This window comes from Pseudomonas sp. JZ114 (assembly GCF_051027705.1).
GTDB classification, from domain to species: Bacteria; Pseudomonadota; Gammaproteobacteria; order Pseudomonadales; family Pseudomonadaceae; genus Chryseomonas; species Chryseomonas luteola.
Genome location: NZ_CP069257.1, coordinates 696,596 through 722,305, shown reverse-complemented (window position 1 = coordinate 722,305; position 25,710 = coordinate 696,596). Strand labels below are relative to the sequence as shown.

Annotated in this window: 30 protein-coding genes and 1 pseudogene; 19 read left to right on the top strand and 12 right to left on the bottom strand. The window is 53.1% G+C overall.

Annotation, left to right across the window (positions count from 1 at the left end; translation table 11 throughout):
* Nucleotides 1-3 precede the first annotated feature (3 nt).
* Nucleotides 4-1,155 (bottom strand): efflux RND transporter periplasmic adaptor subunit, encoded by a 1,152-nt coding sequence (locus JQR90_RS22810; RefSeq protein ID WP_010798674.1) that lies wholly within the window; start codon nt 1,153-1,155, stop codon nt 4-6.
* Between the two features lie 1,927 nt (nt 1,156-3,082).
* Here JQR90_RS22810 and JQR90_RS22805 point away from each other — a divergent pair.
* The 9 genes and pseudogenes from JQR90_RS22805 to JQR90_RS22765 all read left to right on the top strand — a co-directional run bounded on the left by JQR90_RS22805 (nt 3,083) and on the right by JQR90_RS22765 (nt 7,454).
* Complete coding sequence (locus tag JQR90_RS22805) at nt 3,083-3,457, top strand: hypothetical protein (RefSeq protein ID WP_010798672.1); 375 nt, start codon at nt 3,083-3,085, stop codon at nt 3,455-3,457.
* Nucleotides 3,458-3,558: 101 nt separating this feature from the next.
* The gene (locus JQR90_RS22800) at nt 3,559-3,879 is read left to right on the top strand and encodes a hypothetical protein (RefSeq protein WP_073450683.1); all 321 of its coding nucleotides are present in this window, start codon (nt 3,559-3,561) and stop codon (nt 3,877-3,879) included.
* A complete protein-coding gene (locus JQR90_RS22795) occupies nt 3,858-4,298 on the top strand; it encodes an HNH endonuclease (protein WP_371106399.1) in 441 nt (146 codons plus the stop codon). Before JQR90_RS22800 ends, JQR90_RS22795 begins: the two co-directional genes overlap by 22 nt.
* 91 nt (nt 4,299-4,389) lie before the next feature.
* Nucleotides 4,390-4,953, top strand: a complete 564-nt coding sequence (locus JQR90_RS22790) for a hypothetical protein (protein WP_010798670.1) — start codon at nt 4,390-4,392, stop codon at nt 4,951-4,953.
* Nucleotides 4,954-5,041: 88 nt separating this feature from the next.
* Entirely contained in the window at nt 5,042-5,182 is a 141-nt protein-coding gene (locus JQR90_RS22785) for a hypothetical protein (RefSeq protein ID WP_010798669.1), read from the top strand.
* A gap of 238 nt (nt 5,183-5,420) precedes the next feature.
* Complete coding sequence (locus tag JQR90_RS22780; protein ID WP_010798668.1) at nt 5,421-5,621, top strand: hypothetical protein; 201 nt, start codon at nt 5,421-5,423, stop codon at nt 5,619-5,621.
* Between the two features lie 663 nt (nt 5,622-6,284).
* Nucleotides 6,285-6,653: pseudogene (locus JQR90_RS22775) on the top strand (GrpB family protein); the annotation flags it as partial.
* Entirely contained in the window at nt 6,620-6,796 is a 177-nt protein-coding gene (locus tag JQR90_RS22770; protein ID WP_371106398.1) for a GrpB family protein, read from the top strand. The pseudogene JQR90_RS22775 and the gene JQR90_RS22770, both read left to right, overlap by 34 nt.
* Nucleotides 6,797-7,127: 331 nt before the next feature.
* The gene (locus JQR90_RS22765; RefSeq protein WP_073450684.1) at nt 7,128-7,454 is read left to right on the top strand and encodes a low molecular weight protein tyrosine phosphatase family protein; all 327 of its coding nucleotides are present in this window, start codon (nt 7,128-7,130) and stop codon (nt 7,452-7,454) included.
* 623 nt (nt 7,455-8,077) lie between these two features.
* On the opposite strand, the gene JQR90_RS22760 is transcribed toward JQR90_RS22765, so the two are convergent.
* The 3 genes from JQR90_RS22760 to JQR90_RS22750 all read right to left on the bottom strand — a co-directional run bounded on the left by JQR90_RS22760 (nt 8,078) and on the right by JQR90_RS22750 (nt 10,043).
* Entirely contained in the window at nt 8,078-8,272 is a 195-nt protein-coding gene (locus JQR90_RS22760; protein ID WP_010798664.1) for a helix-turn-helix transcriptional regulator, read from the bottom strand.
* A complete protein-coding gene (locus JQR90_RS22755) occupies nt 8,269-8,643 on the bottom strand; it encodes a hypothetical protein (protein WP_010798663.1) in 375 nt (124 codons plus the stop codon). Before JQR90_RS22755 ends, JQR90_RS22760 begins: the two co-directional genes overlap by 4 nt.
* Before the next feature lie 311 nt (nt 8,644-8,954).
* Nucleotides 8,955-10,043, bottom strand: a complete 1,089-nt coding sequence (locus tag JQR90_RS22750) for an NADH:flavin oxidoreductase (protein WP_010798662.1) — start codon at nt 10,041-10,043, stop codon at nt 8,955-8,957.
* A 156-nt stretch (nt 10,044-10,199) separates the two neighbouring features.
* Here JQR90_RS22750 and JQR90_RS22745 point away from each other — a divergent pair, with 156 nt between their 5' ends.
* The 8 genes from JQR90_RS22745 to JQR90_RS22710 all read left to right on the top strand — a co-directional run bounded on the left by JQR90_RS22745 (nt 10,200) and on the right by JQR90_RS22710 (nt 18,297).
* Nucleotides 10,200-11,078, top strand: a complete 879-nt coding sequence (locus JQR90_RS22745; RefSeq protein WP_010798661.1) for a LysR substrate-binding domain-containing protein — start codon at nt 10,200-10,202, stop codon at nt 11,076-11,078.
* 154 nt (nt 11,079-11,232) lie between these two features.
* Nucleotides 11,233-11,421 carry a hypothetical protein gene (locus JQR90_RS22740; protein WP_010798660.1) on the top strand — a complete coding sequence of 63 codons (189 nt, stop codon included), beginning with the start codon at nt 11,233-11,235 and terminating at the stop codon, nt 11,419-11,421.
* Complete coding sequence (locus JQR90_RS22735) at nt 11,405-11,758, top strand: hypothetical protein (RefSeq protein ID WP_010798659.1); 354 nt, start codon at nt 11,405-11,407, stop codon at nt 11,756-11,758. The genes JQR90_RS22740 and JQR90_RS22735 overlap by 17 nt, the downstream gene beginning before the upstream one ends.
* Nucleotides 11,755-12,372 carry a translesion DNA synthesis-associated protein ImuA gene (gene imuA, locus JQR90_RS22730; protein ID WP_010798658.1) on the top strand — a complete coding sequence of 206 codons (618 nt, stop codon included), beginning with the start codon at nt 11,755-11,757 and terminating at the stop codon, nt 12,370-12,372. Before JQR90_RS22735 ends, imuA begins: the two co-directional genes overlap by 4 nt.
* Nucleotides 12,373-12,382: 10 nt before the next feature.
* A complete protein-coding gene (locus JQR90_RS22725) occupies nt 12,383-13,798 on the top strand; it encodes a Y-family DNA polymerase (RefSeq protein WP_434140821.1) in 1,416 nt (471 codons plus the stop codon).
* On the top strand, nt 13,774-16,866 hold the full coding sequence (locus JQR90_RS22720; RefSeq protein WP_196122122.1) for an error-prone DNA polymerase: 3,093 nt from the start codon (nt 13,774-13,776) through the stop codon (nt 16,864-16,866). Before JQR90_RS22725 ends, JQR90_RS22720 begins: the two co-directional genes overlap by 25 nt.
* A gap of 397 nt (nt 16,867-17,263) precedes the next feature.
* Complete coding sequence (locus JQR90_RS22715) at nt 17,264-17,443, top strand: hypothetical protein (protein WP_010798655.1); 180 nt, start codon at nt 17,264-17,266, stop codon at nt 17,441-17,443.
* Nucleotides 17,444-17,535: 92 nt separating this feature from the next.
* Nucleotides 17,536-18,297: a ParA family protein gene (locus tag JQR90_RS22710; protein WP_010798654.1), complete on the top strand. Its 762-nt coding sequence runs from the start codon at nt 17,536-17,538 to the stop codon at nt 18,295-18,297.
* 86 nt (nt 18,298-18,383) lie between these two features.
* On the opposite strand, the gene JQR90_RS22705 is transcribed toward JQR90_RS22710, so the two are convergent.
* The 7 genes from JQR90_RS22705 to JQR90_RS22675 all read right to left on the bottom strand — a co-directional run bounded on the left by JQR90_RS22705 (nt 18,384) and on the right by JQR90_RS22675 (nt 23,576).
* A complete protein-coding gene (locus tag JQR90_RS22705) occupies nt 18,384-19,037 on the bottom strand; it encodes an oxygen-insensitive NAD(P)H-dependent nitroreductase NfsB (protein ID WP_010798653.1) in 654 nt (217 codons plus the stop codon).
* 17 nt (nt 19,038-19,054) lie between these two features.
* Nucleotides 19,055-19,831: a glycine betaine ABC transporter substrate-binding protein gene (locus JQR90_RS22700; protein WP_073450686.1), complete on the bottom strand. Its 777-nt coding sequence runs from the start codon at nt 19,829-19,831 to the stop codon at nt 19,055-19,057.
* A 16-nt stretch (nt 19,832-19,847) separates the two neighbouring features.
* Nucleotides 19,848-21,017, bottom strand: coding sequence for an L-dopachrome tautomerase-related protein (locus tag JQR90_RS22695; protein WP_010798651.1), 1,170 nt, complete (start codon nt 21,015-21,017; stop codon nt 19,848-19,850).
* Nucleotides 21,014-21,529 (bottom strand): DJ-1/PfpI family protein, encoded by a 516-nt coding sequence (locus tag JQR90_RS22690; RefSeq protein ID WP_010798650.1) that lies wholly within the window; start codon nt 21,527-21,529, stop codon nt 21,014-21,016. The genes JQR90_RS22695 and JQR90_RS22690 overlap by 4 nt, the downstream gene beginning before the upstream one ends.
* A 21-nt stretch (nt 21,530-21,550) precedes the next feature.
* Complete coding sequence (locus JQR90_RS22685) at nt 21,551-22,558, bottom strand: zinc-binding alcohol dehydrogenase family protein (RefSeq protein WP_073450687.1); 1,008 nt, start codon at nt 22,556-22,558, stop codon at nt 21,551-21,553.
* A 252-nt stretch (nt 22,559-22,810) separates the two neighbouring features.
* A complete protein-coding gene (locus JQR90_RS22680; protein ID WP_010798648.1) occupies nt 22,811-23,362 on the bottom strand; it encodes an ester cyclase in 552 nt (183 codons plus the stop codon).
* 40 nt (nt 23,363-23,402) lie between these two features.
* Nucleotides 23,403-23,576: a hypothetical protein gene (locus JQR90_RS22675; protein ID WP_010798647.1), complete on the bottom strand. Its 174-nt coding sequence runs from the start codon at nt 23,574-23,576 to the stop codon at nt 23,403-23,405.
* Nucleotides 23,577-23,721: 145 nt separating this feature from the next.
* On the opposite strand from JQR90_RS22675, the gene JQR90_RS22670 reads away from it, so the two are divergent.
* Nucleotides 23,722-24,657: a LysR family transcriptional regulator gene (locus JQR90_RS22670; RefSeq protein WP_073450688.1), complete on the top strand. Its 936-nt coding sequence runs from the start codon at nt 23,722-23,724 to the stop codon at nt 24,655-24,657.
* 152 nt (nt 24,658-24,809) lie between these two features.
* Nucleotides 24,810-25,151, top strand: coding sequence for a carboxymuconolactone decarboxylase family protein (locus JQR90_RS22665; RefSeq protein WP_026003721.1), 342 nt, complete (start codon nt 24,810-24,812; stop codon nt 25,149-25,151).
* A gap of 100 nt (nt 25,152-25,251) precedes the next feature.
* On the opposite strand, the gene JQR90_RS22660 is transcribed toward JQR90_RS22665, so the two are convergent.
* Nucleotides 25,252-25,629, bottom strand: coding sequence for a VOC family protein (locus JQR90_RS22660; RefSeq protein WP_010798644.1), 378 nt, complete (start codon nt 25,627-25,629; stop codon nt 25,252-25,254).
* Nucleotides 25,630-25,710 lie beyond the last annotated feature (81 nt).

The window sequence follows — 25,710 nt, the reverse complement described above, 5'->3', positions numbered from 1 at the left end:
CGGTTACTGTCCCTGCTGCGTGGCGCGAGCCTCACCGGAACCTGCCGGTTTGAATTCAACCGCATGTACCGTCGCCCCCGCCTTGACCTTGCCGGTGCCTTCAACGATGAGGCGATCGCCTTCCGCCAATCCGCTTTGAATCAGCCAACTGCTACCAATAGCCTGGGTTGTAACCACTTCACGTGCTTCAACCGTGTTGTTGGCGTTTACAACCAGGGCCATGCCATTGCCTTTTGCATCTCGGGTAATGCCTCGTTGAGGCGCAAGGAGTCCCTGAGGCGCAACGGCCTCTTGCAAGAGGGCTCTCACATACATGCCGGGCAGAAGAAGCCCTTCAGCGTTAGGGAAAAGTGCGCGAAGCGTGACAGAGCCGGTCTCCTGATCCACGGCAACCTCTGCAAATTTCAACACTCCCGAATGTTGATAGAGCGAGCCGTCCTCCAAGCGAAGGCTGACATCAGTGCTGCCCGCGGCGACGCCATTGCCCAAGGCCTTCTTGAGCCTGAGCAGCGCGGCGCTGGATTGAGTGATGTCCACATAGATAGGGTCCAGCGTACGGATAACTGCCAACGCGGTCTCCTGATTGGCTGTTACCAGAGCACCCGGCGTGATGCTGCTCTTGCTGATCCGCCCAGCAATAGGCGCCGTAATCTGCGTGAAGTTCAGGTCGATCTGTGCAGACTCAACCGCCGCCTTGCGCTCGGCAATGGTAGCCAGAGCTTGCTGATAGCTGGCCTTGGCATCGTCAGCCTCCTGTTGGGAGACGGCTTCAATCTTGATCAAGTCGTTGTAGCGTTCGGCTTTAAGCTTGGCGGCCTGCAACGTGGCCTGAGCATTAGCCAGCGAGGCCTTGGCTTGGTTTAGCGAGGCACGGTAGGGTGCCTGTTCGATTCGGTAGAGAACCTGCCCGGCCTTGACGAGTGTTCCTTCTTCAAAGGTGCGCTGTGTAATGATGCCTGACACCTGTGGACGAACCTCAGCCTCCATATGGGCAACGGTTCTGCCGTTAAGCTCGGCAACCAAGGGGACAGGTTGTGACTTCAGCGTTACCACCGCCACCTCAACCGGCGGTGCTGCAGGTGCATGGGCAGGCGCTTCAGGTTTGCAGGCGGCTAGCCACAGCACAGCCAGATACAGAAAGGCTTTCGATTTCATGTGTAGACGCACACTTTTCCAAACTAAAAATGTGCGCCAAGGTAGCGGCTGAGAAGAGGGGAGACACCCGCCTTATGGATGATTTGCCCTCCGCCTTAAGTCTGTCCTCAGGCTTTTTAAAAGACGGTTCACACCGCAGTAGGCATGACTTACCTATAGGCGAGCGGCTGTTTGATATCCCTACTGGGGCTGTGAGCCAAGCTGGAAAAAGCCAAATAGTGGCTTTAGATGCTGCATGTTTATGACATGGAGCGTTGGCATAAGCATCTGTGTAAGCGAAGGAGTATGAACTGAATCTCGTTTCTTTTGCTTGAAAATTAAACCTACCTGTAATAGACGCGCCCCATGCGAATCGAGTAATGTCTGGGCTCAATTTGCTCCCGCAGCCGTGCCGCCCTGAGCATGATGTATAACGTGCTTATACCGTCACTGCTCCTTGGAAAGGCCCGTTTTAGAAAGGAAAATAGAAATGACAGGGAAGGTTATGCGTCAGACGCGTCCAGCGTGTTATCCGTCACTCGACGCCTAATAATAGTTAGGGATCACATGAAAAGGCTAATCCCCTTTGTTCTGGGCCTATTCTCGCTGAGCCAAAATGCAAGTGGAATGGATACTCCAGAGAGTTTAGTTAAATCGTTCCAAGCCGATTATTTGTCATGGAATAATCACGCACTAAAAGTAGACTCTGCGCACGCATCAATCAAAGCCATGGAGCTAGCAGAAGAGTCGTATAAAAAACTGCTGAGTAAATATACTCTCCCTGGATTTAAGGGGGAACCGATAGCATATGGATCCGAGCCAGCTCACGATCCACAGAAAGGAAAATATAATCTCAAGCGCAATAAATGGTGATAACGCCATTGTTCGCACCGAGTTTCCCAAGCCCTACTACTCGCCAATTTATGAGTATCATTTAGTCAAAGCACAGGGTCGCTGGTATTTAAATCAGGTGTACTTGGTGGATGATGAAGGTCATTACCCCGGCCTTTAGCCTCCCCTAACTAGTGGTTCAAATCGTTCGCTTCGCTCACTGGGACCGGCTAAAGCCGGCCCCTTAACCAAACGTTAGGTATCAAAATGACATGGATGTCCAAATACATCGTTTCAGCAATACCATCAGTCATTCTCTTTGCACTCTGGAAGCTAGGAGTTTTCTCCTATCATCACTTCGGCTGCCAGGGAAACATCAAATATTTGGCCCCGTGCTCTGTAGGCGGCTTTGATCTTCTGCCTTGGTTAGGTTTCAGCATGTTCTGGAGCCCAATCCTATTTTGGCTATCGCTACCTATTTCTGCGTTCTTCTTAATAGACACAATGGCAAAACACATAGGTTCAAAGCGAGGCGTGCAATGAAGCCTAACAAACGGTTCAAGTTCGTTCGCTTCGCTCACTCTGGGCGCCCGCAAGCCACGCTTGCGGGCGCCCCTTAACCAAACGTTAGGTTGCAAAGGGAATATGCACCAGATCAAATCTAACCTATATCCCTGCGCTCACTGCTCTGGCGTAGGAACTTGCAAAAACGGCACTAACGAATCTTCTTGTGCTGTTTGCGTAAAAGAACATGAGTTGAAAGGCAAAGAGTTCGCTGGGCTTCCATGTGGTGTCTGTGGCGGTATCGGACAAGCAGAACCCCGAACCGAGAGAATTAATAAGCGCATGCCAGCGATATTAGGCTTTATGGTGGTTTTTCTTCTAATGTTTGGTGTGTTTTTAAGTGCGGTGCTAAAAAGCCCATACTTTAGCGAAGTGTTAGCCTTTTCCGGCACACTCATAGGTACAGTTTTAGGCTTCTACTACTCAGACCGTAGCAAGGCAACCTAACTAGCGGTTCAAGCCGCTCGCTTCGCTCACTGGGACCGGCTAAAGCCGGCCCCTTAACCAAGCGTTAGCCGCCAAAGACGTTAAAATCTACAGCCAGAGAGCAATCATGTTCGCGGAGTTGAAAAATAAGGAACTGCATCTTCACGGTAAGACAGCAGAACTCAATGCAGTCGCTAGGTCAATTCATAAAGGTAGACACGGCGCATCAGCATTCTTTGAGCTTTGCACTACACATTCCTTATTTTCCTCACTGAACACCAAGTGCCATGGCCAGCTCGCTGCTATAAAAATTGAAGGTTCGGAAATTCATATCACGTACTCCGATTCTGTAAAAAATCGTCTCTACACCTATTTCTCAATGCCATCCGACACACAGCCAGGCTCTCTGTTTTCCCTTACTCACTCAGATCAAAACTACCCACCATTGCTGAACGATGGCTCACTTAACTTAATCATCCATGTTATTTCCGGCGACACATGAGAGCTCGGCTAACAACTGGTTCAAACCGTTCGCTTCGCTCACTGGGACGGGCTAAAGCCCGCCCCTTAACCAAACGTTATGTCCCATCTTGAGGTCGAAACATGGTCGTCGTAACAGCACAAGATGAGATTATAGAAAATCTCCGACTATTCGAGGATTATTTGTGCGAAGGCACAGACGATGAACAGCTTTACTGCTCGGATTTAATAAGAAAGGGAAAGTGTCTTATTGCATACAAAGTTGGTCAAGAACTGCGCTTCGCCCCTAGCCGTTATATTGGCTATACCAACAACTCAATACAATCTCACAGCGAAGACGCAGGCGACGGAAGAGACACCACCCCTGCAATTTCCAAGCTTCTTGGAAAACTAGTCGAAAACAGCGATCTAGATCAAAATATATTGAATACTGCGAAAGCCTAGGCTCCACGCCTTACAACAAGAAAAGAAAATTCTGGACCCTGGATCTTGAAGAATCAGACTTTAAAAGCCATGAAACTTCGTCAGAAGGCTTTCCTGAAGGGAAAATTGTTGAGCGAAGACATCTCGCACGAGAGCGAAACTCAGCGTTAATCTCGCAAGCAAAAGAGCATTTTAAAAGAAAAAATAAGCGTCTTTTTTGTGAAGCTTGCAATTTCGACTTCGAAAAGGCCTATGGCCAAAGAGGTTTCAACTTCATTGAGGCTCACCATACAATTCCAGTTAGCGAAATGCTTCCAGCCCAGAAAACCAAAATATCAGACATAGCGATGGTGTGCTCAAACTGCCATAGGATACTGCACCGCTCAAGGCCATGGCTCACCATCGCCCAGCTGAAAAATCTCATTAGCAATGAAACATAACAAGTCGCTCAACACCGTTCGCTCCGCTCACTGGACTTGCAAAAGCTACGCTTTTACTCGCCTGTTAGCTTAATCGTTAGAAGGCAAAAGTATGATCGCAGAGTTCGCAACAATTGTAGGGTTGTTGTCTGCTTTTTCCTCAGGCCGACAGGCATCAGAGCAGGCGGCCGTATCTGACTTTCTTGCATGGTTAACCGAGCATAACCATGAAGAAATACGTGCTTCAATCGAAAGCAACCACGCTACCACGGTAAGCATCAAAGCTTTATTAAACAAAGGCCTTGATGACGTCCATAAAAAGCTGGACGATATCTCAAACAGAATAGCAATACTCGCAAGCCGCTCTAACGGCGTAGAAGAGCTAGCTTTAGCATATGCGAAAGAGTCAATATCCGAGCAAGCGCTGGAGCTACTAGCCTTAATGGAAGAGCATCATACAGAGTTCTTTCTTTTGTCAAATGAACTGGGCAGCCGCGACCAAAGGCTAGTTCTAAGCCCAGGACCAAATTACATCTGTAAGGAATCTCGTTTTTTTAGAGATGACCTTGCTCTAATGGTTGGTTTGGGCTTGCTTGTGCAAAACTACAACTCTAAGGGCAACCCAATATATTTTTACACCAGAGCCGCATCAAAGCTGGTTGGCAGCATGAGCTAACGCCTTCTAACAACTGGTTCAAATCGCTCGCTCCGCTCGCTGGGACGGCCCCTTAACCAAACGTTATAAGTCACAAGGATCTACACTTATGGACGATTTTGAGGAAGCATTTAGGGAGGCAAAAGCATATTTGGACGAAGGATTGCCATTTTGGTGCGATGTTTTCTTGAGGCCAAAAGATAAAGAATTCTGCGACTTCATAAAAGAGAAAGGGTATGAGGTCTACTAACTGTATTTCTTTGAGTTTTCAGAGGGAGTTTACTCGCCTTTGAACTACCAGCCTGATGAACTTAAGGCGATGGCAAAAGCTAGATACGAAAGATTAAATACAAAATTCAATTAATGGGTTTCGTAAAACAATAGTTAACTAAATGTGACTTATAACAAATGGTTCAAACCGCTCGCTACGCTCACTGGGACGGGCTAAAGCCCGGCCCTTAGCCAAACGTTAGACGCAAGGAGGAATCGTGACTGAAACTGAGAAAATGGTGGGAAAGTTCGTCAGCGGTTTTGGCGGACAGAGATACCGAGAAATTTTTGAAGTCCTCGAATCCAGTAACTTTCGCCCGCTGGGCAAGTCAAACAATGAAACATTGCTATTTCAGCGTCGTGGGACTAATAGTGAAATGCTAGATATTTTTGCGTTTCGTTTGGGGCGCCGCCAGTAGTTTCTTTTTCCAAATCATATTGGCTAGGTCGCTCCAGTGAATTAAGCGCTCATCTATCCAATTTTTCGTTCTCGGAAAAGCCAGCCATAAAAGGCCCGGTTTCTGACTCACAGTATTCGGTAGGCCAAGTGGAAATCACCCGCTCTACTCATGAGAGGATTATTGAGGTTTGCAACCGTGTCTGTGCTTCTCTGCAATAAACGCCTAACAACTGGTTCAGATTGGTCGCTTCGCTCATCAGGACGGGCTAAAGCCCGCTCCTTAACCAAGCGTTATGTTGTGCTAAGCCGATGACTAGGTTTTTAAGAATAGACCTCGCCCCAGGGTGGAAAGAGACGTTTTCGGCTTTTCCAGATGCCGAACCGTTTGATGCTGATGGAGAGCGCAATTACGACGTCAATGAGGATTTGTATCAAGCAGAGTTGCGAGCTAAAGATGGGTCAAATCTCATCTTAGACATCGGGTTTTATCAAACGGAATATAGAATTCTATTACTTAGGAACCATGACTGGACGTCGCCATTGATAAAACACACAGCCGAAAATAGAAGTGACGTGAAGAGAATTGCTGAAGAAATATCGAGGAGGCAGACAGATGTCCCAACATAACTCTTCGCTGAACCAGAACGCGCAAGCGCGCCTGTCAGCTTAAGCGCTAGCCGGCATGGCCATTGTCGTAGTTAGTCCATATTCTCATGAGTGGCCAAAAGCATTCTGCGCGATCCGCGAAGAGCTGCTGCACGTGCTGTCACCATGCACTATGGAGATTGAGCATGTTGGCAGCACCTCCGTGCCGGGCTTGGCCGCGAAGCCCGTCTTGGACATTTTGGTGGGCGCCCGAAGTCTTACGGCCATCGAATCGAAAGTTCCTGATCTGGTAAGCGCCGGTTACGAGTACGTCGCAAGATATGAACGGGAGCTGCCAAACAGGCGGTATTTTGTTAAGTCCACCGGCCCGCTGCGCGTGCATGTCCACGCGGTGGAGCTGGGCTCCGCCTTCTGGATAGAGCATCTGGTGTTTCGGAACCTGCTTCGTTCCGACAGAGTGCGCTTCGGTCGGCCTACCAGGAACTCAAGCTTAGTCTGGCGGCGCAATATCCATCGGACAAGAGCGCCTATCAAGCGGCAAAGGAGCCTTTCATCCAGTTGGCACTGGCAGCTGCTAAAGTGCGATGATGTGAGCTAGTAATTCATCCAAGCCGCTGCCGCTTTGTGGCGCGGCTTAACTCAGGTGTTAGGTACATAGTCAGCTGAACCACTTCGATATTGTTCGCAAGCAAGCTTATTGCCGGAACTCTAGCAGATGCTCTTTAATTATCTACTTGGATAATACCGATTTTAAAATATAAAGACGATGCCTATTCTAGTGAGTGGAGGAAAGTCCGAGAAGAGCCGGAGATTAATATATAAGCTTGGATAAATTATAAGAGCTAAATACTGGAAATTCTATCCAGTAAATAAAATACGTAAGAATAATGATGACAAACAAACTTTAGAAAATAATTTAATTATGAATATACTATTTATCTGTAGCCGTAATCAGTGGCGAAGTCCTACAGCTGAAGCAGTCTGGCGCAAACATCCAGGCATCAGTGTTCGGTCTGCAGGTACAAGCCCAAATGCTCGAAAAACGGTAGGTCCTTCGGACATACGCTGGGCGGACGTCATTATTGTCATGGAGCAAAAGCATAAGAGCAGGTTAGTGGCGGATTTTACTCGTCTATTGGAGCATAAGCCTATTCATGTACTGGAAATTCCAGACGATTACAGATATATGGACCCTGAGCTCGTAGCTATCCTGAAAGAATCTGTGGGCAGTTGTCTCTCTATCTAATAAAGGGTTCAGATTATCTGCTCCTGCTTACTAGGGCTTGGCTAAAGCCTAAACTTGCCCAAAAATTGTAAGGCTTGCATAGAGCTAACAGAGCTAGAAGAAGGCCAGCTTCTTGGGATTAAATTAGAGGCTGGCGAGTTGTTCGTACAGTTTACGACACTTACCTCCGATAATGAGAGAGTAACTGTCTTTTCTCATAATCGAGATACCTCAAAGATAAAGATTCGATTCTACGCATTATCGTTAAAGACAGGACTTTGCACAGTGGATGGCTTCGCGACTCTTGGAGAAATAGAGTCAATCTCATGCTGTAAGGGTCGCTATACTCTCGAAGGAGATTTTGGTGCAATTACAGTATTTGCAGATACAACCTTTATCCAACCAGCCCCTTTCTGAATGGGCGACGGGGCCTGCTAAAGCCTGCCGGTTATGTCTCAATCAGACAGCGTAAATGTCGCTCAAACCGCACAAGAATTTTGAGTTACTGCATCACATGATCCTTGCGCATAGCAGGCCAGGCAGCAGTTAGCCTGAGATTAAAGCTCAATGGCTGGCTGCGCTTGAGGCACTCGAAGCCATTTAGGCCATGAAAGTACACACATATCTGAATGTGTTAGTAACCCTTATTGATCATCATCAAAGATTGCCTCGATAGGCAAGGCAAAAATCCGTGCTATCTGAAAGGCCAGTGGCAGGCTAGGGTCGTAGCGGCCGTTTTCGATGGCATTGATGGTTTGTCGGGAAACGTCGAGCTGCGAGGCGAGATCGGCCTGGGACCAGTTACGTTCGGCGCGTAGCTCCTTGAGTCTGTTTTTCATCGGTAACGCAGCGTCGCTATTCTCAGCCCTATCATCCACATGAGTCCCATGATTGGCCACACCATGTGCCAGCTGATATGGGGAAAACCTACGTTTTCAAGAAACCCATAACTGAAGGTCAGCAGGGCGGAAGCTGCAAAGGCAAAGCCGAGCGCTTCAAGCTGGATGCGCAGGTACATCTCATCAAGACGGCGAAGCTGCCGGACGATTGCCCAGCACATCAACCCGGCCGGTACGATGGGCAATAAGGAAACCACTGTCTGTACTGCCAGACTGGCGCCTTCAAGATGCCGCAGTAGGATCAGGGATGCGACCAGAACGGTACTATAAAGAAGAAGTGCAGCGCCTAACTCATAGTGATACCGGGACATGTAATGCTCCTGATGTAAAGCCTACTTTCCATCATTGACCACTTTATGAGATATGTAAAGCAAACTTTACATAAATAATCGAATTTTGATTGGCCAGCCATACATGGCCTTGTGGGGATATACATTAAGAGAGCGAAGAGCTTGATTGCGTTGACATTCAAGGCAGAAAAATAAGGGGCTACGAGCTGTTGTCCAGTAGCGTAAGGCGGTAGCACGTAGAGCTGAAGCAAAACGGCCAGACAGATGTCTGGCCGTTTGGGTGGCTGTATCGCTTGAATATTACTTTGGTAGAGAAGTAATAGACTTGGATATCAAAGCGTTTCGGATTCTTTGATATGGGCAATCGGGCCTAGCAGGCTAGGATCGAATTCGGCCAGTGCCTGTGCATTCTCCACTTTTTGCGGCCAGTCGGGGTTGGCCAGCGCTCCGCGTCCAATGGCAATCAGATCGGCACCGTCTTCCAGCGCCTGTGCTGCCCGCTCCGGGTCATGCAATTTGCCGTTGGCGATAACTGTAACACCGGGTGCATAACGACGTGCCAGTGCTGCAAGGCTAGGACCTTCGCCAAAGGCAGGCTGCCATGCTTCGTGCTCGGTCACGTGGATGAAGTTGATACCCGCTTCGGCCAGCGTACCAAATACAATTTCTGCACCGGCTTCGCCTTCTTTCCATTTATGCTCGAAGTCGTTCACCTTGCCTTGGGAGATACGAATTCCCACCGGCACGTCAGCGCCGACTGCAGAGCGAACCGCTTTATACACTTCAAGGCTCAGCGAGAGACGCTGGCGAATATCGCCACCCCAGCGGTCATCACGCGTGTTGGTGTAGTTGGTAAAGAACTGATCGAGCAGGTAGCCATTAGCGCCATGGATCTCTATGCCATCGAATCCCGCAACCTCCACCGCCCGCTTGGCTGCCTGGGCAAAGCTGCTGATGACATCAGCGATGTCTGCTTCGGTCATTGCTTTTGGCAGGGGATAAGGGCCTTGACCACGGTAGAACGTCATCTGCTCGCCCTTGGGTTGGAGGGCAGAGGGGGCGAGGGTGTCGTTGCGAAAACGATTGCCCTGAGTCAGTGCGCCGGCATGCATGAGCTGTGCAAAAACCTTGCTGCCCTGGGCATGCAGGGTATTCACAAGAGGTTTCCAAGCCTGAGCTTGCACGTCATCGCTTATCCCGGGCTGATACGCATAACCCTGAGCGTAAGCCTGATCGGTATACAAGCCTTCCGTGATGATCAACCCAAACCCACCACGTGCAAAGCGCTCGTAGTAACGATTCATGGTGTCGTTCGGGGTCCCGTCCTCATTGGCACTGACACGTGTCATGGGCGCCACGGCGAGGCGGTTGTTTAACGATACGCCGTTTATATCGAAATGGGTGAAAAGTGTCTTGACCATGGGATGATGTCTCCAAAGGCTTTAATGCAAAGAGAAGTTTGCCAAGCCTTTATCGATAGGCTTGAAGAGGGGTCGTGTGGTTACGATAGCGAGATCTTGAGTGCTTCTGTAGTCTGCACAAGTGAGTAACCGGTATAACGGTAGGCGTTAAAGTCTATGGATATGAAAGATGTTGGCGTCCTGGCAGCCATTGCAGCGGCGGGGAGTTTGTCAGGTGCGGCCCGCCGCCTCGGCATGACTCCTATGTCCGTTTCACGTCGACTGGCGGCATTGGAGCGTGAGTTGCGGGTTCGGCTGATTCACCGCACGACCCGCTCCGTATCGCTGACGCCTGAAGGCGAGGCGTTTTTACCGTATGCCCAGACCATGCTGGAGGCTGAGGAAGCTGCACGTGCTACGCTTTCTCCAGAGGCCTCTGGTGCTCGCGGTGTGCTGAAGATCACCGCGCCAGCGGTTTTTGGCCGCACGGTGATTGCGCCTCTATTACCCCAGCTCTTGGCAGAGCATCCTGCCTTGAAGGTGGATTTGAATCTGAGTGATAACATTGTCGATATCGTGGGGAGCGGTATCGATGTAGCCATTCGCATTGCACCTTTGCGAGACTCGAACCTGATCGCACGTCAGCTGGCAGTCAATCCACGTGTGTTATGTGCCTCCCCACAATACCTGCGGCTCAACGGCACGCCTGTTAACTCAAGTGAATTGTCCCGTCACGCCTGTCTCCTGTTGAACGGCCTTCAGCACTGGCCTTTCATGGCAGGGCAGCAGGTGCGCTCGATTCGGGTGGAGGGGCGGCTTTCCAGCAGCAGCCTTGAAGGTATTCGTACTGCCTGCCTTCAGGGGTTGGGTCTGGCGCAGCTGACCTATTGGGATGTGCATGAAGCGCTGGCAGCCGGTTCGTTGATAGAGGTCAGCCTGGATGATGTACAGCCGCAGGCGCTGTCTATCTGGGCGCTGCTACCGACGCGGCGTTATATCCCACTTAGGGTAAAGGTCTTCCTGGAGTTGCTTGGAAATCGTCTGAACAGGTTTTGAAGGGTAGAGCATGGTATGGGTTCAGTGATGAGGTAAGAAGAATGCGTGCTAAATAAAAGCCTTTTGATATACCGTTCGTCGGAGTCAAGATTGCGAGATACCGTTTGTCTTATTACTGTTTATTTATACAGTAATAGCAAAGGAGGTCTCACCCATGTTCATGCTTGCCCTTTTACGACGACTCAGCCCTGAAAAACAGATCGACCCTGTCTGTTGGATGGCGCAGGAAGATTATCTTCATCTGGCGCACAGGCTTTCCGAGAGCACATTCCAACCAGCGGCTTGCAAGGATGCTGAAAACGTTGTCGTGCTCAAGGTAGGGCCACATGGACAAGCTCAGTGAAACGATCGACTCGCTTGATCTGCAAGTCATTCTGTTCCGACCACAATCATCACTGCTTCGTTATGATCACTTACTCAACGAGACGTTGGATAGGTTACGTGGCGTTCTAGCAAAAGCCCAGCAGGCCAATCACCTGCAAGGCAAGCCATATAACAAACCAGTCCTCGTTGATACTTACAACGGTCTGGTCAAGGCCCATCGGCACATCTCCCGCTTTAAGGCATTTAATTCGGTTCGGCATGCGCGCCTGGCTTTGCTCAGGCTACTGCTCAAGCCGCTGGCCGGAGACAATCTCCAGCTGACCCATGCCCTGCGCAAAGCGGGAGGCATGCCATGAGCAATGTGGTAGCGCTCGAGGGCCTGCTTGATAGTCGTCGGGTCTGGAAGGGCCACGGCGTTCAGGTCAGAATAGGCACTCAGCCAACCGGATATGCGGAGCTGGATGAGCGATTGCCTTTTGGCGGCTGGCCTGAGGCTGCCTTGACTGAGATCCTGTTGCCCTATACCGGAATAGGGGATATCAAGCTGCTTTGGCCTACGCTTGCCCGGCTGACGCAAAGCGGTGAGCGAGTTACCTTGATTGCACCCCCTTACTTGCCTTATCCCCAGGCCTGGATCGCCGCTGGGGTCGATATGGGCTTGGTAAGTATCGTCGAAGCCAAGGGGCGGGAAACCTTATGGGCTGCAGAGCAATGCCTTCGCTCGGGCAGTTGTGGTGCGGTACTGTGCTGGCCGGAACGTGCGGATGACAAGGCGCTACGCAGGCTACAAGTGGCGGCCGAGACCGGACAGACATTGGCATTTGTCTACCGCAGCCTTGAAGAGGCTGCCAATCCATCACCTGCTGCTCTACGGCTGGTGATAGAGCCCAGCCCGCTACAGCTGCGCATCCTCAAGTGCCGTAGCGGTCAACCGAAAGCACTGCCTCTTCCTGCGGCTGCCTGGCGCTAAGGGGGCCGCTATGAAATGGGCGTGTATCCTGCTGCCACAACTGGCGCTGGACGGTGTGCTGCGTCACCGTCCCGAATGTACCGAACCCCTGGTCTTGCTCGGAGGTACGCCACAACGGCGCGTCCTGCGTGCAGTCAATGCCCGTGCCAGGGCGTTGGGGCTGGCGCCAGGGTTGACCCTCGCCGCTGCACAAACCTTATGCCCGGGCTTTGCAACAGCCGAATACGATCTGGACGATATCGAGCGCAACCAGAATCTTCTGGCTGCCTGGGCATATGGCTTCAGTGCCCAGGTGAGTCTGCATTATCCGCGAGCGCTCCTGCTCGAAGTTGAATCGAGCATGCCGTTGTTTGGCCCCTGGCCAGCCTTTTCCAGACGCCTACGTGACGAGTTGGCGGCGCTCGGCTTCAGCCACCGTATTACCCTGGCGCCCAATCCTGTATCCGCGCGCATCATGGCCAATGTCTCGGATGATCTGGTTATCGCGAACGATACGGAGTTGTGGCAAAGGCTCGGCCCCTTGCCGCTGGACCGGGCTGGTCTGGATAACGCTCTGGTGCAATCGCTTGGCCGTATGGGGTTCAGACGACTCAGGCAGGTAATGGATCTGCCCAGAGCCGAAATAGCCAGGCGCTTTCCCGCCGGTTTGCTGACCCAACTCGATCTGTTACTGGGTAGAAGGCCATTGGCGCTGGGCTTCTACCGGCCGCCTGATACCTTTGATACGCGGGTAGAGTTTAACTTTGAAGTGGAGTCGAACCAGCAACTTCTATTTCCGTTACGTCGCCTGACGCTGGATCTGGCCATGTACCTGGCCGGGAGGGATAGTGGTGTGCAGCGCTTCATGCTGTATCTGGAGCACCGTGCGCAACCGGATAGCCTGATCACGGTAGGACTCCTGACACCCGAACGGGATGCGGGCCTGTTGTTTGAATATGCCCGTGGGCGGCTGGAAATCCAGCAGGTTACGGCGCCCATTCTGGCGTTGCGGCTGGTCGCGGAGCAACTTCCACCCTTTGTACCGGAGCACCGTAGTTTGTTTGAACCGCGACCGCAGCAGACGCTGTCATGGGAGCAGTTACGCGAACGCCTCAGAGCACGCCTTGGTGATTCGGCCGTCTATGCGGTTGGCGGCCAGGGGGATCATCGGCCGGAGGCATCCTGGCGCCAGGATGCCAGATCATGTGATCTACAGATGCTTGCCCAGGGGAAGCGCCCGGCGTGGCTGTTACGTGAACCTATTCCACTGGGCGAGGCGGCACCCCGTATTCTGGCCGGCCCCGAGCGGATCGAGTCTGGCTGGTGGGACGGCAGCGATATACGCCGGGATTACTATCTGGTGGAGCTTCCCAATGGCCGCCTGGCCTGGGCTTATCAGGCAATCGCACAGCGGCCGGGTTGGTGGTTGCATGGGTGGTTTGCATGAGCGCTGGTTATGCGGAGCTGCACTGTTTATCCCAATTCAGTTTTCAGCGAGGCGCCTCCAGTGCCGATGAGTTATTTGAACGGGCCAAACGCCTGGGATATGAGGCGCTGGCCATTACGGATGAGTGCACGCTTGCCGGTATCGTACGCGCCTGGCAAGCCGCACAAGCACATGGCCTACCTCTGATTGTGGGTGCTGAATTCTGTATCAGTGAAGGTCCCAAGGTTGTGCTGCTGGTGGAAGACCTGGGCGGCTACCACCATCTGTGCCGACTGATTACCCGAGCGAGGCGCCGTGCGGAAAAGGGCCGTTATCGTCTGCTCAAGGAGGACCTTACCGATCACTGCTCGGGACTTCTGGCGATCTGGCTGCCTGACACGGACGACAATGCGCAGGGCAGCTGGTTGAGCGAGTGCTTTCCCGGGCGCCTATGGGTAGGTGTCGAGCGACATTATGGTCCGGATGATGCCGAAAGATGGGTAAGGCTTCAGGCGCTAGGCGCCGCCCTGGATTTGCCTCTGGTCGCCTGTGGCGATGTGCATATGCACGCACGAGGTCGACGGGCCTTGCAGGACACCATGACCGCCATTCGGCATCATGTAACGGTCGCCGAAGCTGGGCAGCGATTGTTCCCCAATGGCGAACGCCACCTGCGTACGCTGGAAACACTGTTTGAGTGCTATCCGGCAGCGTTGCTGGCCGAGTCGGTGAAGATTACCCGGCGCTGTCGTTTCAGGCTTACCGAACTACAGTATCACTATCCTTCGGAGGTGGTGCCCCAGGGGCATACGCCCAGTAGCTGGCTACGCAGGTTGGTAGAGCAGGGCAGTATCTGGCGGTGGCCGGAAGGTGCGCCGGACACTGTTACGAAACAGCTGGATCGTGAACTTGAGCTGATCTGCCAGAAGCGGTACGAGAGTTATTTTCTGACCGTGCATGACATCGTCCGCTTTGCACGAGAGCAAGGCATTCTCTGTCAGGGTCGGGGCTCAGCAGCCAACTCGGCGGTATGCTTTGCCCTGGGGATTACCGAGCTTGACCCGACGCGAATCAATTTACTGTTCGAGCGGTTTATTTCCCATGAGCGAAACGAGCCGCCAGACATCGATGTGGACTTCGAGCACGAACGCCGTGAAGAGGTCATCCAGTATGTCTTTCAACGTTACGGGCGCACACGTGCAGCCCTGACGGCGGTGGTCAATACCTACCACGCGGCTGGCGCCGTGCGTGACGTGGCCAAGGCGCTGGGCTTGCCGGCGGATCAGATCAATGCCCTGGCTGAATGCTGCGGTCGCTGGAGCGATCGTATACCGCCTCCGGATCGCCTGCAGGAGGCCGGCTTTGACCCGGAGAGCCTGTTGCTCAAGCGAGTGCTCGTCTTGGCCGGTGAGTTGATTGGCTTTCCACGGCATCTCTCGCAGCACCCAGGTGGATTCGTCATTTCGGAGCAATCACTGGAGACGCTTGTACCTGTAGAAAATGCAGCGATGGCCGAGCGTACCGTTATTCAGTGGGACAAGGACGATCTGGACGCCATGGGGCTGCTAAAAGTAGATATCTTGGCGCTGGGCATGCTTAGCGCGCTACGCCGCTGCTTCGATCTGATTGGGCACTATAAGGGACGTGAACTTACCCTGGCCACCATTCCCCAGGAAGACCGAAAGACCTATGCCATGATCAGTCGTGCAGACACTCTTGGCACTTTTCAGATCGAGTCACGGGCCCAGATGGCTATGCTGCCACGGCTCAAACCACAAACGTTTTATGATCTGGTCATCGAGGTGGCAATTGTTCGTCCCGGGCCTATCCAGGGTGATATGGTCCATCCCTATCTGCGCCGCCGTAACGGCGAGGAGCCTATCGCTTATCCCTCCCGCCTGAAGCGTGTATTCGAGCGTACCTTGGGGGTTCCGCTGTTTCAGGAGCAGGTCATGGAGCTGGCAATTGTGGCTGCAGACTACACGCCTGGCGAGGCCGATCAATTACGTCGCTCCATGGCCGCCTGGAAGCGCCACGGCGGACTGGAGCCGCATCGGCAAAGACTGACCGAGCGGATGCTTGCCAATGGCTATACCCTGGAATTTGCCGAGCGTATTTTTTTGCAGATTCAGGGCTTTGGCAGTTATGGGTTTCCTGAATCCCATGCAGCCAGCTTTGCGTTACTGACATATGCCAGTTGCTGGTTGAAATGCCATGAGCCGGCCGCTTTTGCCTGTGCCTTGATCAATAGCTGGCCCATGGGGTTTTATAGCCCTGATCAGGTGTTACAGGATGCCCGGCGACACGGTATTGAAACGCGTCCAATCGACGTCTGTCACAGCCATTGGGACTGTAGTCTGGAGCAGGCAGACACCGACCAGCCTGCAATCCGGTTGGGCTTGCGAATGATTCGAGGGCTTTCGGAATCAGCCGGACGCGCTATTGAAAAAGCCTGTACGGTACAACCGTTTTTGAGTGTGGCCGATCTGTGCCTGCGAGCAGGGCTCGATGCCAGAGCGCGTGAATGTCTGGCAGACGCTGGCGCGCTCAAAAGCCTGGCGGGGCATCGCTACCAGGCCCGCTGGAATATGGCTGCTATCGAGCCGCAGTTGCCTCTCTTCACAGAGGGCGCAGTGGTGAGCGAGGAACACGTCAAATTACCAGAGCCTACTGTGGCAGACGATCTGTATACTGACTACGCCGCTACAGGTACTACGCTGGGGCCACATCCATTAGCACTGCTTAGGGCTGAGCTCAGAACTCGCCGGCTGCTTGATTCGCGCGAACTTGCCGAGCGATATCATGGGCAGCTCTCGCGCATTGCCGGCCTCGTCGTTGGTCGGCAGCGCCCTGGTACTGCCAGTGGCGTCACCTTTGTAACGCTTGAAGATGAGTATGGAATGGTCAATGTGGTCGTATGGCGTGACCTTGCCGAGCAGCAGCGACGCGAACTGCTGCAGTCGAGGCTGCTGCGTATCGATGGTACGGTTGAACGAAAGGAAGGAGTGCTTCATCTCATCGCGGGTCGTCTTACAGACCTGAGCGAGCTGCTTGACGGACTGGATACCCGGAGCCGGGATTTCAAATAGTGAGGTTAACTGCGGGTAAGGTGCGTTGGGTCTGAGCCTATCGTCGCGCTTGCCTAGCTGACCTTGAGCACTGTCGTATTTTTATACGAGAGCCGTCCGCCTAGTTGCAAACAACCTTTTTAACCCAATGCGTCAGTGTGAATGCTGATACACGTAAGGGCGTGCCAGAAGCCAATCAAGCAAGGCGTTATAATAGCTATGTTGATAGCATTATGATCTCATAAAGACGCAATGAAACTTAAATTTAATGCTATTGAAATAATAGTGTAATAAAACAACTGAATATTAAGCTTTGCTTACTTATTTATTATAGAAATATAGACAATCTATTTCTTGAAGGTTAAAAGGTAGGCGCAAAAACGAGAAGTCGATTTCTTTAAAGCTTAGAGCATGTGAAATGGATATACGCATAGAAAAAGTACAAGCTGAATCCACATGGGTTGTTTGGCTGAATAATATTCCGGTCAAGTTCTATACGGAATATGAAGCCGATGCTTTTGCTCAGACGCTTTCGACACGCATTGATGCGCTGCAAGACGTCCGGCTGACCAGGGAAAGTCTGGCCGAGGCAGTGTAAAACGCGGAAGCGGGACTCTGGTTAAAGAGTGCCGCTTTAAACGTGTTGTGCTCACTACCGTCTTACCATGCAAGGAGCAGTTTTCAAAGCAAATGATCAGAGCGGTTTTCAACAAAAAGGGAGGCGTGGGCAAGACCAGTATTGCCTGCAACCTCGCCGCCATCAGCGCAGCTGAGGGCTTTCGCACACTTCTGATTGACCTGGACCCACAGGCCAATTCCACTCATTATCTGACAGGCTTTATAGGCGACGAGATTCCGGCCGGTATTGCCGACTTCTTCAAGCAAACGGTTTCTGATTCGGCCAAGAAAGCCAAGGCTTCTATTCTCGAGACGCCCTTTCATAATCTGAGCATCATAACGGCTTCCCGCGAGCTGGAAGATATTCAGATGAAGCTCGAAGCCAAATATAAAATCCAGAAGTTGGGAAAATACCTCGAGAAGTTGATCGATGATTACGATCGTATCTATCTCGACACACCACCGGCTTTGAATTTTTATAGTGTATCGGCCTTGATTGCAGCTGACCGCTGCCTTATTCCTTTTGATTGCGATACGTTTTCGCTTAATGCGTTACGTGAGCTCTTTCTTGATATTGAAGAGATCAAGGAGGACTTCAGTGATCGTTTGCGTGTGGAAGGCATCGTCGTCAATCAGTTCCAGGCCAATGCCGGTGTTCCTCGAGCGCTGTTAGGTGAACTGGAAAAGACGGACATGCCGATTATCCCGACGTACCTTATGGGGTCGGTCAAGATGAAAGAGTCCCACCAGCAGAGCAAGCCGCTTATCCATCTGGACCCTGGCCACAAGTTGACCCAACAATACAAGGCGTTGTTCGACTGGCTGGAGCGATAGCGGCATATATGATCAAGGCAAGCTGCTCATGCCTGTATCCAAAAGGGTAGGCGCCAAACAGTTTCTTTGTCTGGCGCCTGGCCCGTTTATACATAAGTGAAGAGGCGCTCAGCTGGCAAGCGTGACTTGGGCAGACTCGCGTTGAAGTCCGAATCGGCTCGATAGCCAAGGCTTACCAGAACCAGACTCGTGAAGCCCTGTTCACGAAGGCCGAGCTCTTCATCCAGCTTGCGAGAGTCAAAACCTTCCATGGGGGTGGCGTCGACACCCAGACTGGCAGCACCCAGCAATAGCGTTCCCAAGGCCAGGTAGGTCTGTTTTTCCATCCAATGCTGCAAATCCTTCTGGTCGTAGCGATGCAGACTCACGTAATGACGACGGCTCTTGTTCTGTGTGGCCTTGGCTTCTTCAGACCGGAAGCGACCAGCGATATCTTCCTGCTCCAGGATGGCGCCAAGATGTTCTTCGGTCATATCGGTGCGTGTGCAGAGCACTATGACGTGGGACGCATTAAGCACCTTGGGCTGGTTGTAGGCAAACGTGTCTTGTGTCGAGACGGCTAAGCGAGCCTTGCCTTCGTCAGTTGAGGCAACCACGAAATGCCAGGGCTGTGAGTTCACGGAAGAAGGGCTCTGGCGTAGCAAACCAAGCAGTTCTTCAAGCGTGGCGTGCGGTATCTTTCGCGAAGGGTCGAACGCCTTGGTGGTGTACCGCTGACTAAGTAATGTAGATAGATTCATAGGTATCTTCTCTCAGGTCAGGTGAAAGATTGGGCCAGCCAGCGATCAGCCGCTTCCAGAGGCGAAAGCCCTTCCCGGCAGATCCAGTAATCGAGTTCGCTGACTGTGGCGTTTCCCAGCGAGAGCTGAGAAAGCTCATCAAGCAGTGCCGGCGCCAGATGGGCAGCCGTTTCTTCGCGCACAATCAGCGTGGCGTCATCCTGGCCACCCAGAAGGCCGCGTGGTTCGTGTAGCGCTCGGATGGCGTAGCGGTAATGCAGGAACTGAGGGTGCCAGAGGGGGACGACGATCCATTCGCGATGCTCTACGGCCTGCTCGAATCGCTCGAAACATTGGGCTTGCGTACCGTTGGCGAAGTGATAGCCAACTTGATCAAGGCCATACTGCTCAATGATGTCACGCGAAAAGCGGCTGATACCGGCTCCCGGATTGATGCCCTGTATCAGCAGACTCATATGTGCCGCAACGTCAGGTCGCTTTAGATCATCGATGCTTGCCACCGCCTCGGCAGGCACATAGTCCGGCACGCCCCAGATACAGTACGGCTGATATAGAACGCCCAGGGTATGGGTCTGTTCGGCATAGGGAGCCAGATAGCCCCCATGACTGGCCGGTAGCCAGGCCGATACCAAAAAGTCCACTTCTCCAGCGCCATAGTGCTTGAACATAGCTTCATGGGGAGCAGCTACGCTCTCTACGCGATAACCATGACGCTCAACAATACGTTGTACCACGGCGGCACTGGCAGCATGAAAGCTCAGCCCAATATGACCTATACGAATCGGATTATGCATGATGAGCTCTCCCGTATTAGCGGGTTGGCGCCGGAGCGGCGTTGATCTTCACACGGAACAGGCTGTAAGGCTTGGTACGCAGATCCTTGCCGCCATGAAAGCCAGCCTGGCGATTTAGCTGATTAGCCGTGAAATAGAGATAGCCATCCGGCCCGATGGACAGGGTGTCAGGCCAGATTGCACGAGGATCGTGGACGATGGTCTGCCAAGTGCCGTCGGCAAGCCGTTTGCGAATACCGTTGTGCTCGTAGTCACTGGCATAGACGGCGCCATTGGCATCGGCTTCAAGGCCATCGGAGGCGCCTTTCTCGCCCATATCCAGTACCGCAGCCGATAGCTGTGCTTCAGTCACATGCTCGTCCCGTAACAGACGGGTTGGTACTGCATAAAGGTGGCGGCTCGAAAGTGGGCTGAAGTAGAGCGTCTGACCGTCCGGCGACAGGGCAATACCATCGGATGCCACACCAAACGGTTTAGCGGTTCCATCTGCGCCGCGTGCCAGCATGGCTTCGCCTTCCACGGTAGGAATAAAACGCTTGTCGGCAGAGGTCGAGATATCTCCATCAAGACGGCGAGTCGCCTTGCCGGTGGCGATATCCATGACAATGATGGCACCCGGCCCGCTGACAGACGAGTCGGTGACATACACCGTACCTTCCTTCCCGCTACGGAAGTCAAAGCGCATGTCATTGACATACGTACTCGGCAGGATGACGTTGGCAGGGAAAACCAGCGTCTTCACAACCTTATTGCTCTTAAGGTCGATCGCGACCAGTTTGGCGCCGCCAGGTTGAGGAGCACTGAACTTCGGCGCAGCAGTATCTAGTACCCACAAGCGTCCTTGTCCGTCCGCCACAACGCTTTGCACGCTGATGAAGTGCTTGGCGGGTGCCTTCTGATCAGGCGTATTGATGGCCTGATCAGGGTAGGGGACTACCTTGCCGTCGCGTATTTCGCCAACGCTGAAGGGCGCGTTGTCACCCCATTGTGGGAAATTGACAAAGAGGCGGCCTTGCTCGGAAACCGTAACGCCGGTCGGCATGGCGTCATAGAACGCAAACACAGGTTCCAGCTGGCCAATGGATGTCTCATGTGGCAGGTCCTGTGGTGCAGGAGCTGCCGCAAACGACAATGTACTCACGGCGGCAATGGTTGCGGCCAGCAGGGTGGGAATCAAATGCTTCATTGGGTGGCTCCTTGTAAATGAAAACGGGGTGCCTTAGCGGCGGCTAAGTTATCCAAAACGGCTTCGGCAAAAGAATGAGTGCCCCCTCGTGTCGCTGTTACGATCCAGCCGGCCACGACAGGTGATTCATTGCTGTATAGGGCGCCGTGTAGTTTGAGGTCAGCGATCACAGCGGGTGTTGGATTGCAGGTGGCACGCTTGCCAACCAGCAGGCCGGCATGGGCCAGTACCAATGCCCCAGTCCCTATGCCGGCAACCGTCTTCTTGATGGCATCGAAGCCTTGCACGCTATTCCATAGCGACTCGTTGTAACCGAGTGGGCAAAGCGTATCGCTGCTACCAAGCACTACCAGGGCGTCGAATTCGACAGGGTCAATATGTGCCAGAGGCGCTTGGTCATCGCACAAGAACATACAGGTTTCATGACCTGCCTGCCGCCAGAAGGACACGATGTCGAGCATGTCCTTCGGAAGCAGGGATGTTGTCGTGCTGACTGCAGCAATACGTGACATGGGGCTACTCCTTATCAGAGGCTAAAAGCCTTCCAGGACAAGCTTGCCTTTGGCCTTCCCGCTCTCGATAAGGGCGTGGGCACGGCGCAGGTTTTGCGCATTGATCCGGCCGAAATGTTCTCCCAGCGTAGAGCGCAGCACGCCTTGGTCGATAAGCTCCGCTACCCGGTTCAGCAGCTCATGCTGGCGGATCATGTCGGATGTTTCGAACATCGGGCGGGTAAACATCAACTCCCAGTGCAATGACAGGGATTTGCGCTTCATGGGTACTACGTCCAGCGTATCGGGATCGTCGATTAGCGCGAGGCGCCCTTGTGGGCGAAGCACTTCGATAAGGTGTGGGAAATGGCTATCGGTATGAGTCAGGCTGATAACATGGCTGACCTCCTTGAGACCGATGCGAGCCAGTTCTTCAGTGAGTGGCTGGCTATGGTCAATCACATGGTGCGCGCCAAGCGCTCGGATCCATTCCTGGGTTTCAGGGCGCGAAGCCGTACCGATAACGGTAAGTTGGGTGAGCTGTCGGGCCAGTTGCGTCAGGATTGAGCCGACCCCGCCTGCGGCGCCGACTATCAGAAGACTTTCGCCTTTGCCACCATTCTCCAGAATGCCTAGTCGATCAAAGAGCAATTCCCAGGCGGTTATGGATGTCAGAGGGAGTGCAGCGGCATCGGCCGCGCCTAGCGAGGCGGGCTTACGGCCTACAATACGCTCATCCACCAGATGAAACTCACTGTTGGTGCCAGGGCGGGTAATCGAGCCGGCATAGTAAACGTCATCACCCGGTTGGAAGAGTGTCACCTCTGACCCCACCTCACGTACGATGCCTACCGCATCCCAGCCAAGCACACGCGGTGTGTCAGTGGGCGAACCACTACGGACTTTGGTGTCGACAGGGTTCACCGAAACGGCTTGAACCTCAACCAGAAGATCGTGTGGACCAGGGGTTGGCTTGGGCAGCTCGATATCAACCAGAGAGCGAGAATCATCGATGGACAGGCCGTGCTGGGTATAGGCAATCGCTTTCATGCTGGACTCCATAAGTGAACATACGAACAGTGGCGTTAACCGTGGAGCCATCATCGCGATTCACGACGGGAGCAAACAGCCATCGAAACGGGCAGGACTTTCACTGGCGCAGTGAAAATGGAGTGAAGTAAGCGGAAAGCAATACTGCATGAGTGCTTTGACGCCGCGCCAGGGATCCCCCCTGGAAAAATAAAGCCCCGGTTGCCTTGACGGAGCCGGGGCTGGAAAAAGATGACGTCTGGCGTGTAGCCGCTATGCTCCAACTACACCCAGTTGCTGCAAAAGAGTCAGGTTATCTTCGATGTGCCAGTTCTCCTGGATGCGGCCATTGGCGATGCGGTAGATGTCGGTCGCGATAAAATCAATCGGCTGTCCCTTGCCTTTAATACCCTGGAATTGCCCGCTGAAATGACCGGTAAAACGCAGATGCGCCACAACCCGGTCACCCGCCACGATCATCTGCTCGATCTGACAGTCCAGATCCGGTACGGCGGCGCGAAAAGCCTTCGAGGCCGCCAGAGGCCCTTCTACTCCTTGAGCTCTGCCTGGCGGCAGGGTGCGATCCATGAACTGAGGCGCAAGCGCCTCCCGGGCCAACTCTTCGTTACCTGTGGCCCAGAAAGTGCCATATCGGCGTGCTGCCTGGACCGCTGCATCAGCTTGTGCCGCCGGGTCAACAATCAGCACACGAGGCTCAATCAAGGGATTGCTAGCAGCCTGAGCCTGAGGGGTAAAGCCAGCAAGCAGTGCGGATAACGCAAATGCCGCTGTAGCGGCCAGGGAAAAACGAGAAGTGTTGGGCATGGAATATCTCCATTCTGAAACCGGATGGGTTTGTGGATGATCAAGGCAGACCATTGGTGATCCAGAAAGGCGGCTCTATTACCGCTTCGAGTGTTGGCAGCGTTGGGCTCTTGTCATGGCATGACGGCTTCGCCTCTGTACACTTCTCGGCTGTGTCGCGGTCTTTTTCGAACTGGGCTTTGGCGGATGTATCTTCATTGAGTAAGCGGCGCATGAGAATTCCTTGAGGTGGTGTCGGGATAACGGGATGGGTCGCTACGTTCGCATCGGGACGTTGCATGCCATGACCGCATCTTCACTGTCGCCAAGCTCTAAAAAAACCCGCAGAATCAAGCAGCACTTTCTCAGGAGGAGTGAAAATGATCCGTTTCGACGATCTGGCCTTGTTTGTTCGCACGGCAGCGCTTGGCAGTTTTTCGGCGGCGGCCAGAGAGGCGGATCTCCTGCCAGGGCAGGTCAGTGCTGCAATTCAGCGTCTTGAACGCGAGCTTGATATCCGTCTCTTTGCGCGCTCAACACGCAGCCTCCGGCTGACAGGGGAGGGGGAGCGGTACTTGCCCTATGCCAATGATGTGCTCAGTACACTCAGGGAAGGCCGTGAGCGGCTTCAGCCGGAAAGCACTGCTCTAGAGGGCGTCATACAGGTGGCTGCACCTTCAGACCTGGGACGTAACGTGCTCCTGCCAAGACTCACGGCATTTCGCCACGAGCATCCCCGTCTTGCGCTTCGGTTGTTTCTGTCCGATCAGGTGGCGAATGTCTTTCGCGATCCGGTTGATGTGGCCTTGCGCTACGGGATGATGGAGGACGCAAGCTTTATTGCCTTACCACTGGCGCCTGAGAATCGGCGGGTGCTGGCCGCGTCCCCTGCTTACCTCGAGCGGCACGGGCGGCCGGCCTCTCTCAAGGATCTGGCGGAGCACCCTTGCCTGCTTTATATGCTCAATGGTCGGGTGTATGACAATTGGGTCTTTCCCGACGTCAACGGTCGCCGTGAAACCATCGCCGTCAAAGGCCCACTGATGAGTGATGATGCTGATATCGTTCGCCGGTGGGCACTTGAGGGCGAAGGGATTATCTACAAGTCATGGCTGGATGTCAGTGCAGACGTATTGGCCGGGCGGTTGGAGGTCCTGCTGCCGGAGATTCCCGGTGAGAGTTGTGCGCTGCATATGGTTTGCCCGCACCGCAAGCAATTCTCTCCTGGCGTCAGGCTACTGTATGAGTGGCTCAGGTCGGGATTTGCAGATTTGATCCAGGCCTATTCCGCGCTCGATACGAAACGCATTGCCTGACGCCAGATTTTCCCGAATCGAGTGAAAGTGTTATCGCGTCATGGCGGTGTTTACCCGCTCGAAGCACTCCTACTATCGGCACAGACGTTCCCGATACTGCTTTTCAACACTGGGAACATATCACTCCAACCGATAGCAGGAGAATCACCATGATGTACGACTGGAACACCTATCAGAAGCAACTGGTTAGCACCATTGGCGAAATTGGCAAGCTGAGCCCTGATACGGTGCGCGGTTACTCGCTCTTGAGCGAGGCGGGTAACAAGACCAATCACCTAGATGCCAAGACGCGTGAGTTGATTGCGCTGGCCGTTGCCGTCACCCGTCAATGCGATGGCTGTATCACGGTCCATACCGATGCCGCTATCAAGAAAGGCGCCAGTAAAGAAGAAATTGCCGAAGCGCTGGGCGTAGCGGTAGCAATCAATGCGGGTGCGGCTATGGTGTATTCAGCCCGTGTAATGGATGCGTACGCGGCCAAGACTTCCGTGTAGCGAAAGCGGATCTCCTTGCAGTGCTCCTGGCCGCTGATCGAATTTTGACGATATCGATTCGCTGTCAGGATGCTTTCGTAAAAGTTACCTTTGAAGATAACTAATAATTCGATACCTTGATTAGGTTACCGTCCGGGTCTCGAAAATAAACCGAGACGATTGCTCCGGTGGCACCGGTACGCCGTACCGGTCCGTCAATCACTGTAACGCCTGTCGAATGCAGATGGGTCACGACATCCTCAATAGGCATACGGGTAATCAGGCAAATGTCGACGGCACCCGGTGCCGGCCTCTCGGCTTTGGGCTCGAGTTCCTTTCCCGCTTCATACAGGTTGAATTTCTGCTCGCCAAACGCCAAGGCCTTACGTCCTTCGCCAAATGTGATGACGTCCATGCCCAGCACACGAGTATAGAAGTCACAGGTCCGCTCAAGGTTGCAAACGGTCAAAACAAGGTGGTCGATCCTGTCGATCTGCATGGCGTACCTCTTGTGCATCGGACGCTGACAATGGTGCGATTTATAGAGCCTTTGCTGTGGCCTCGTCCAACAACGGCGCAT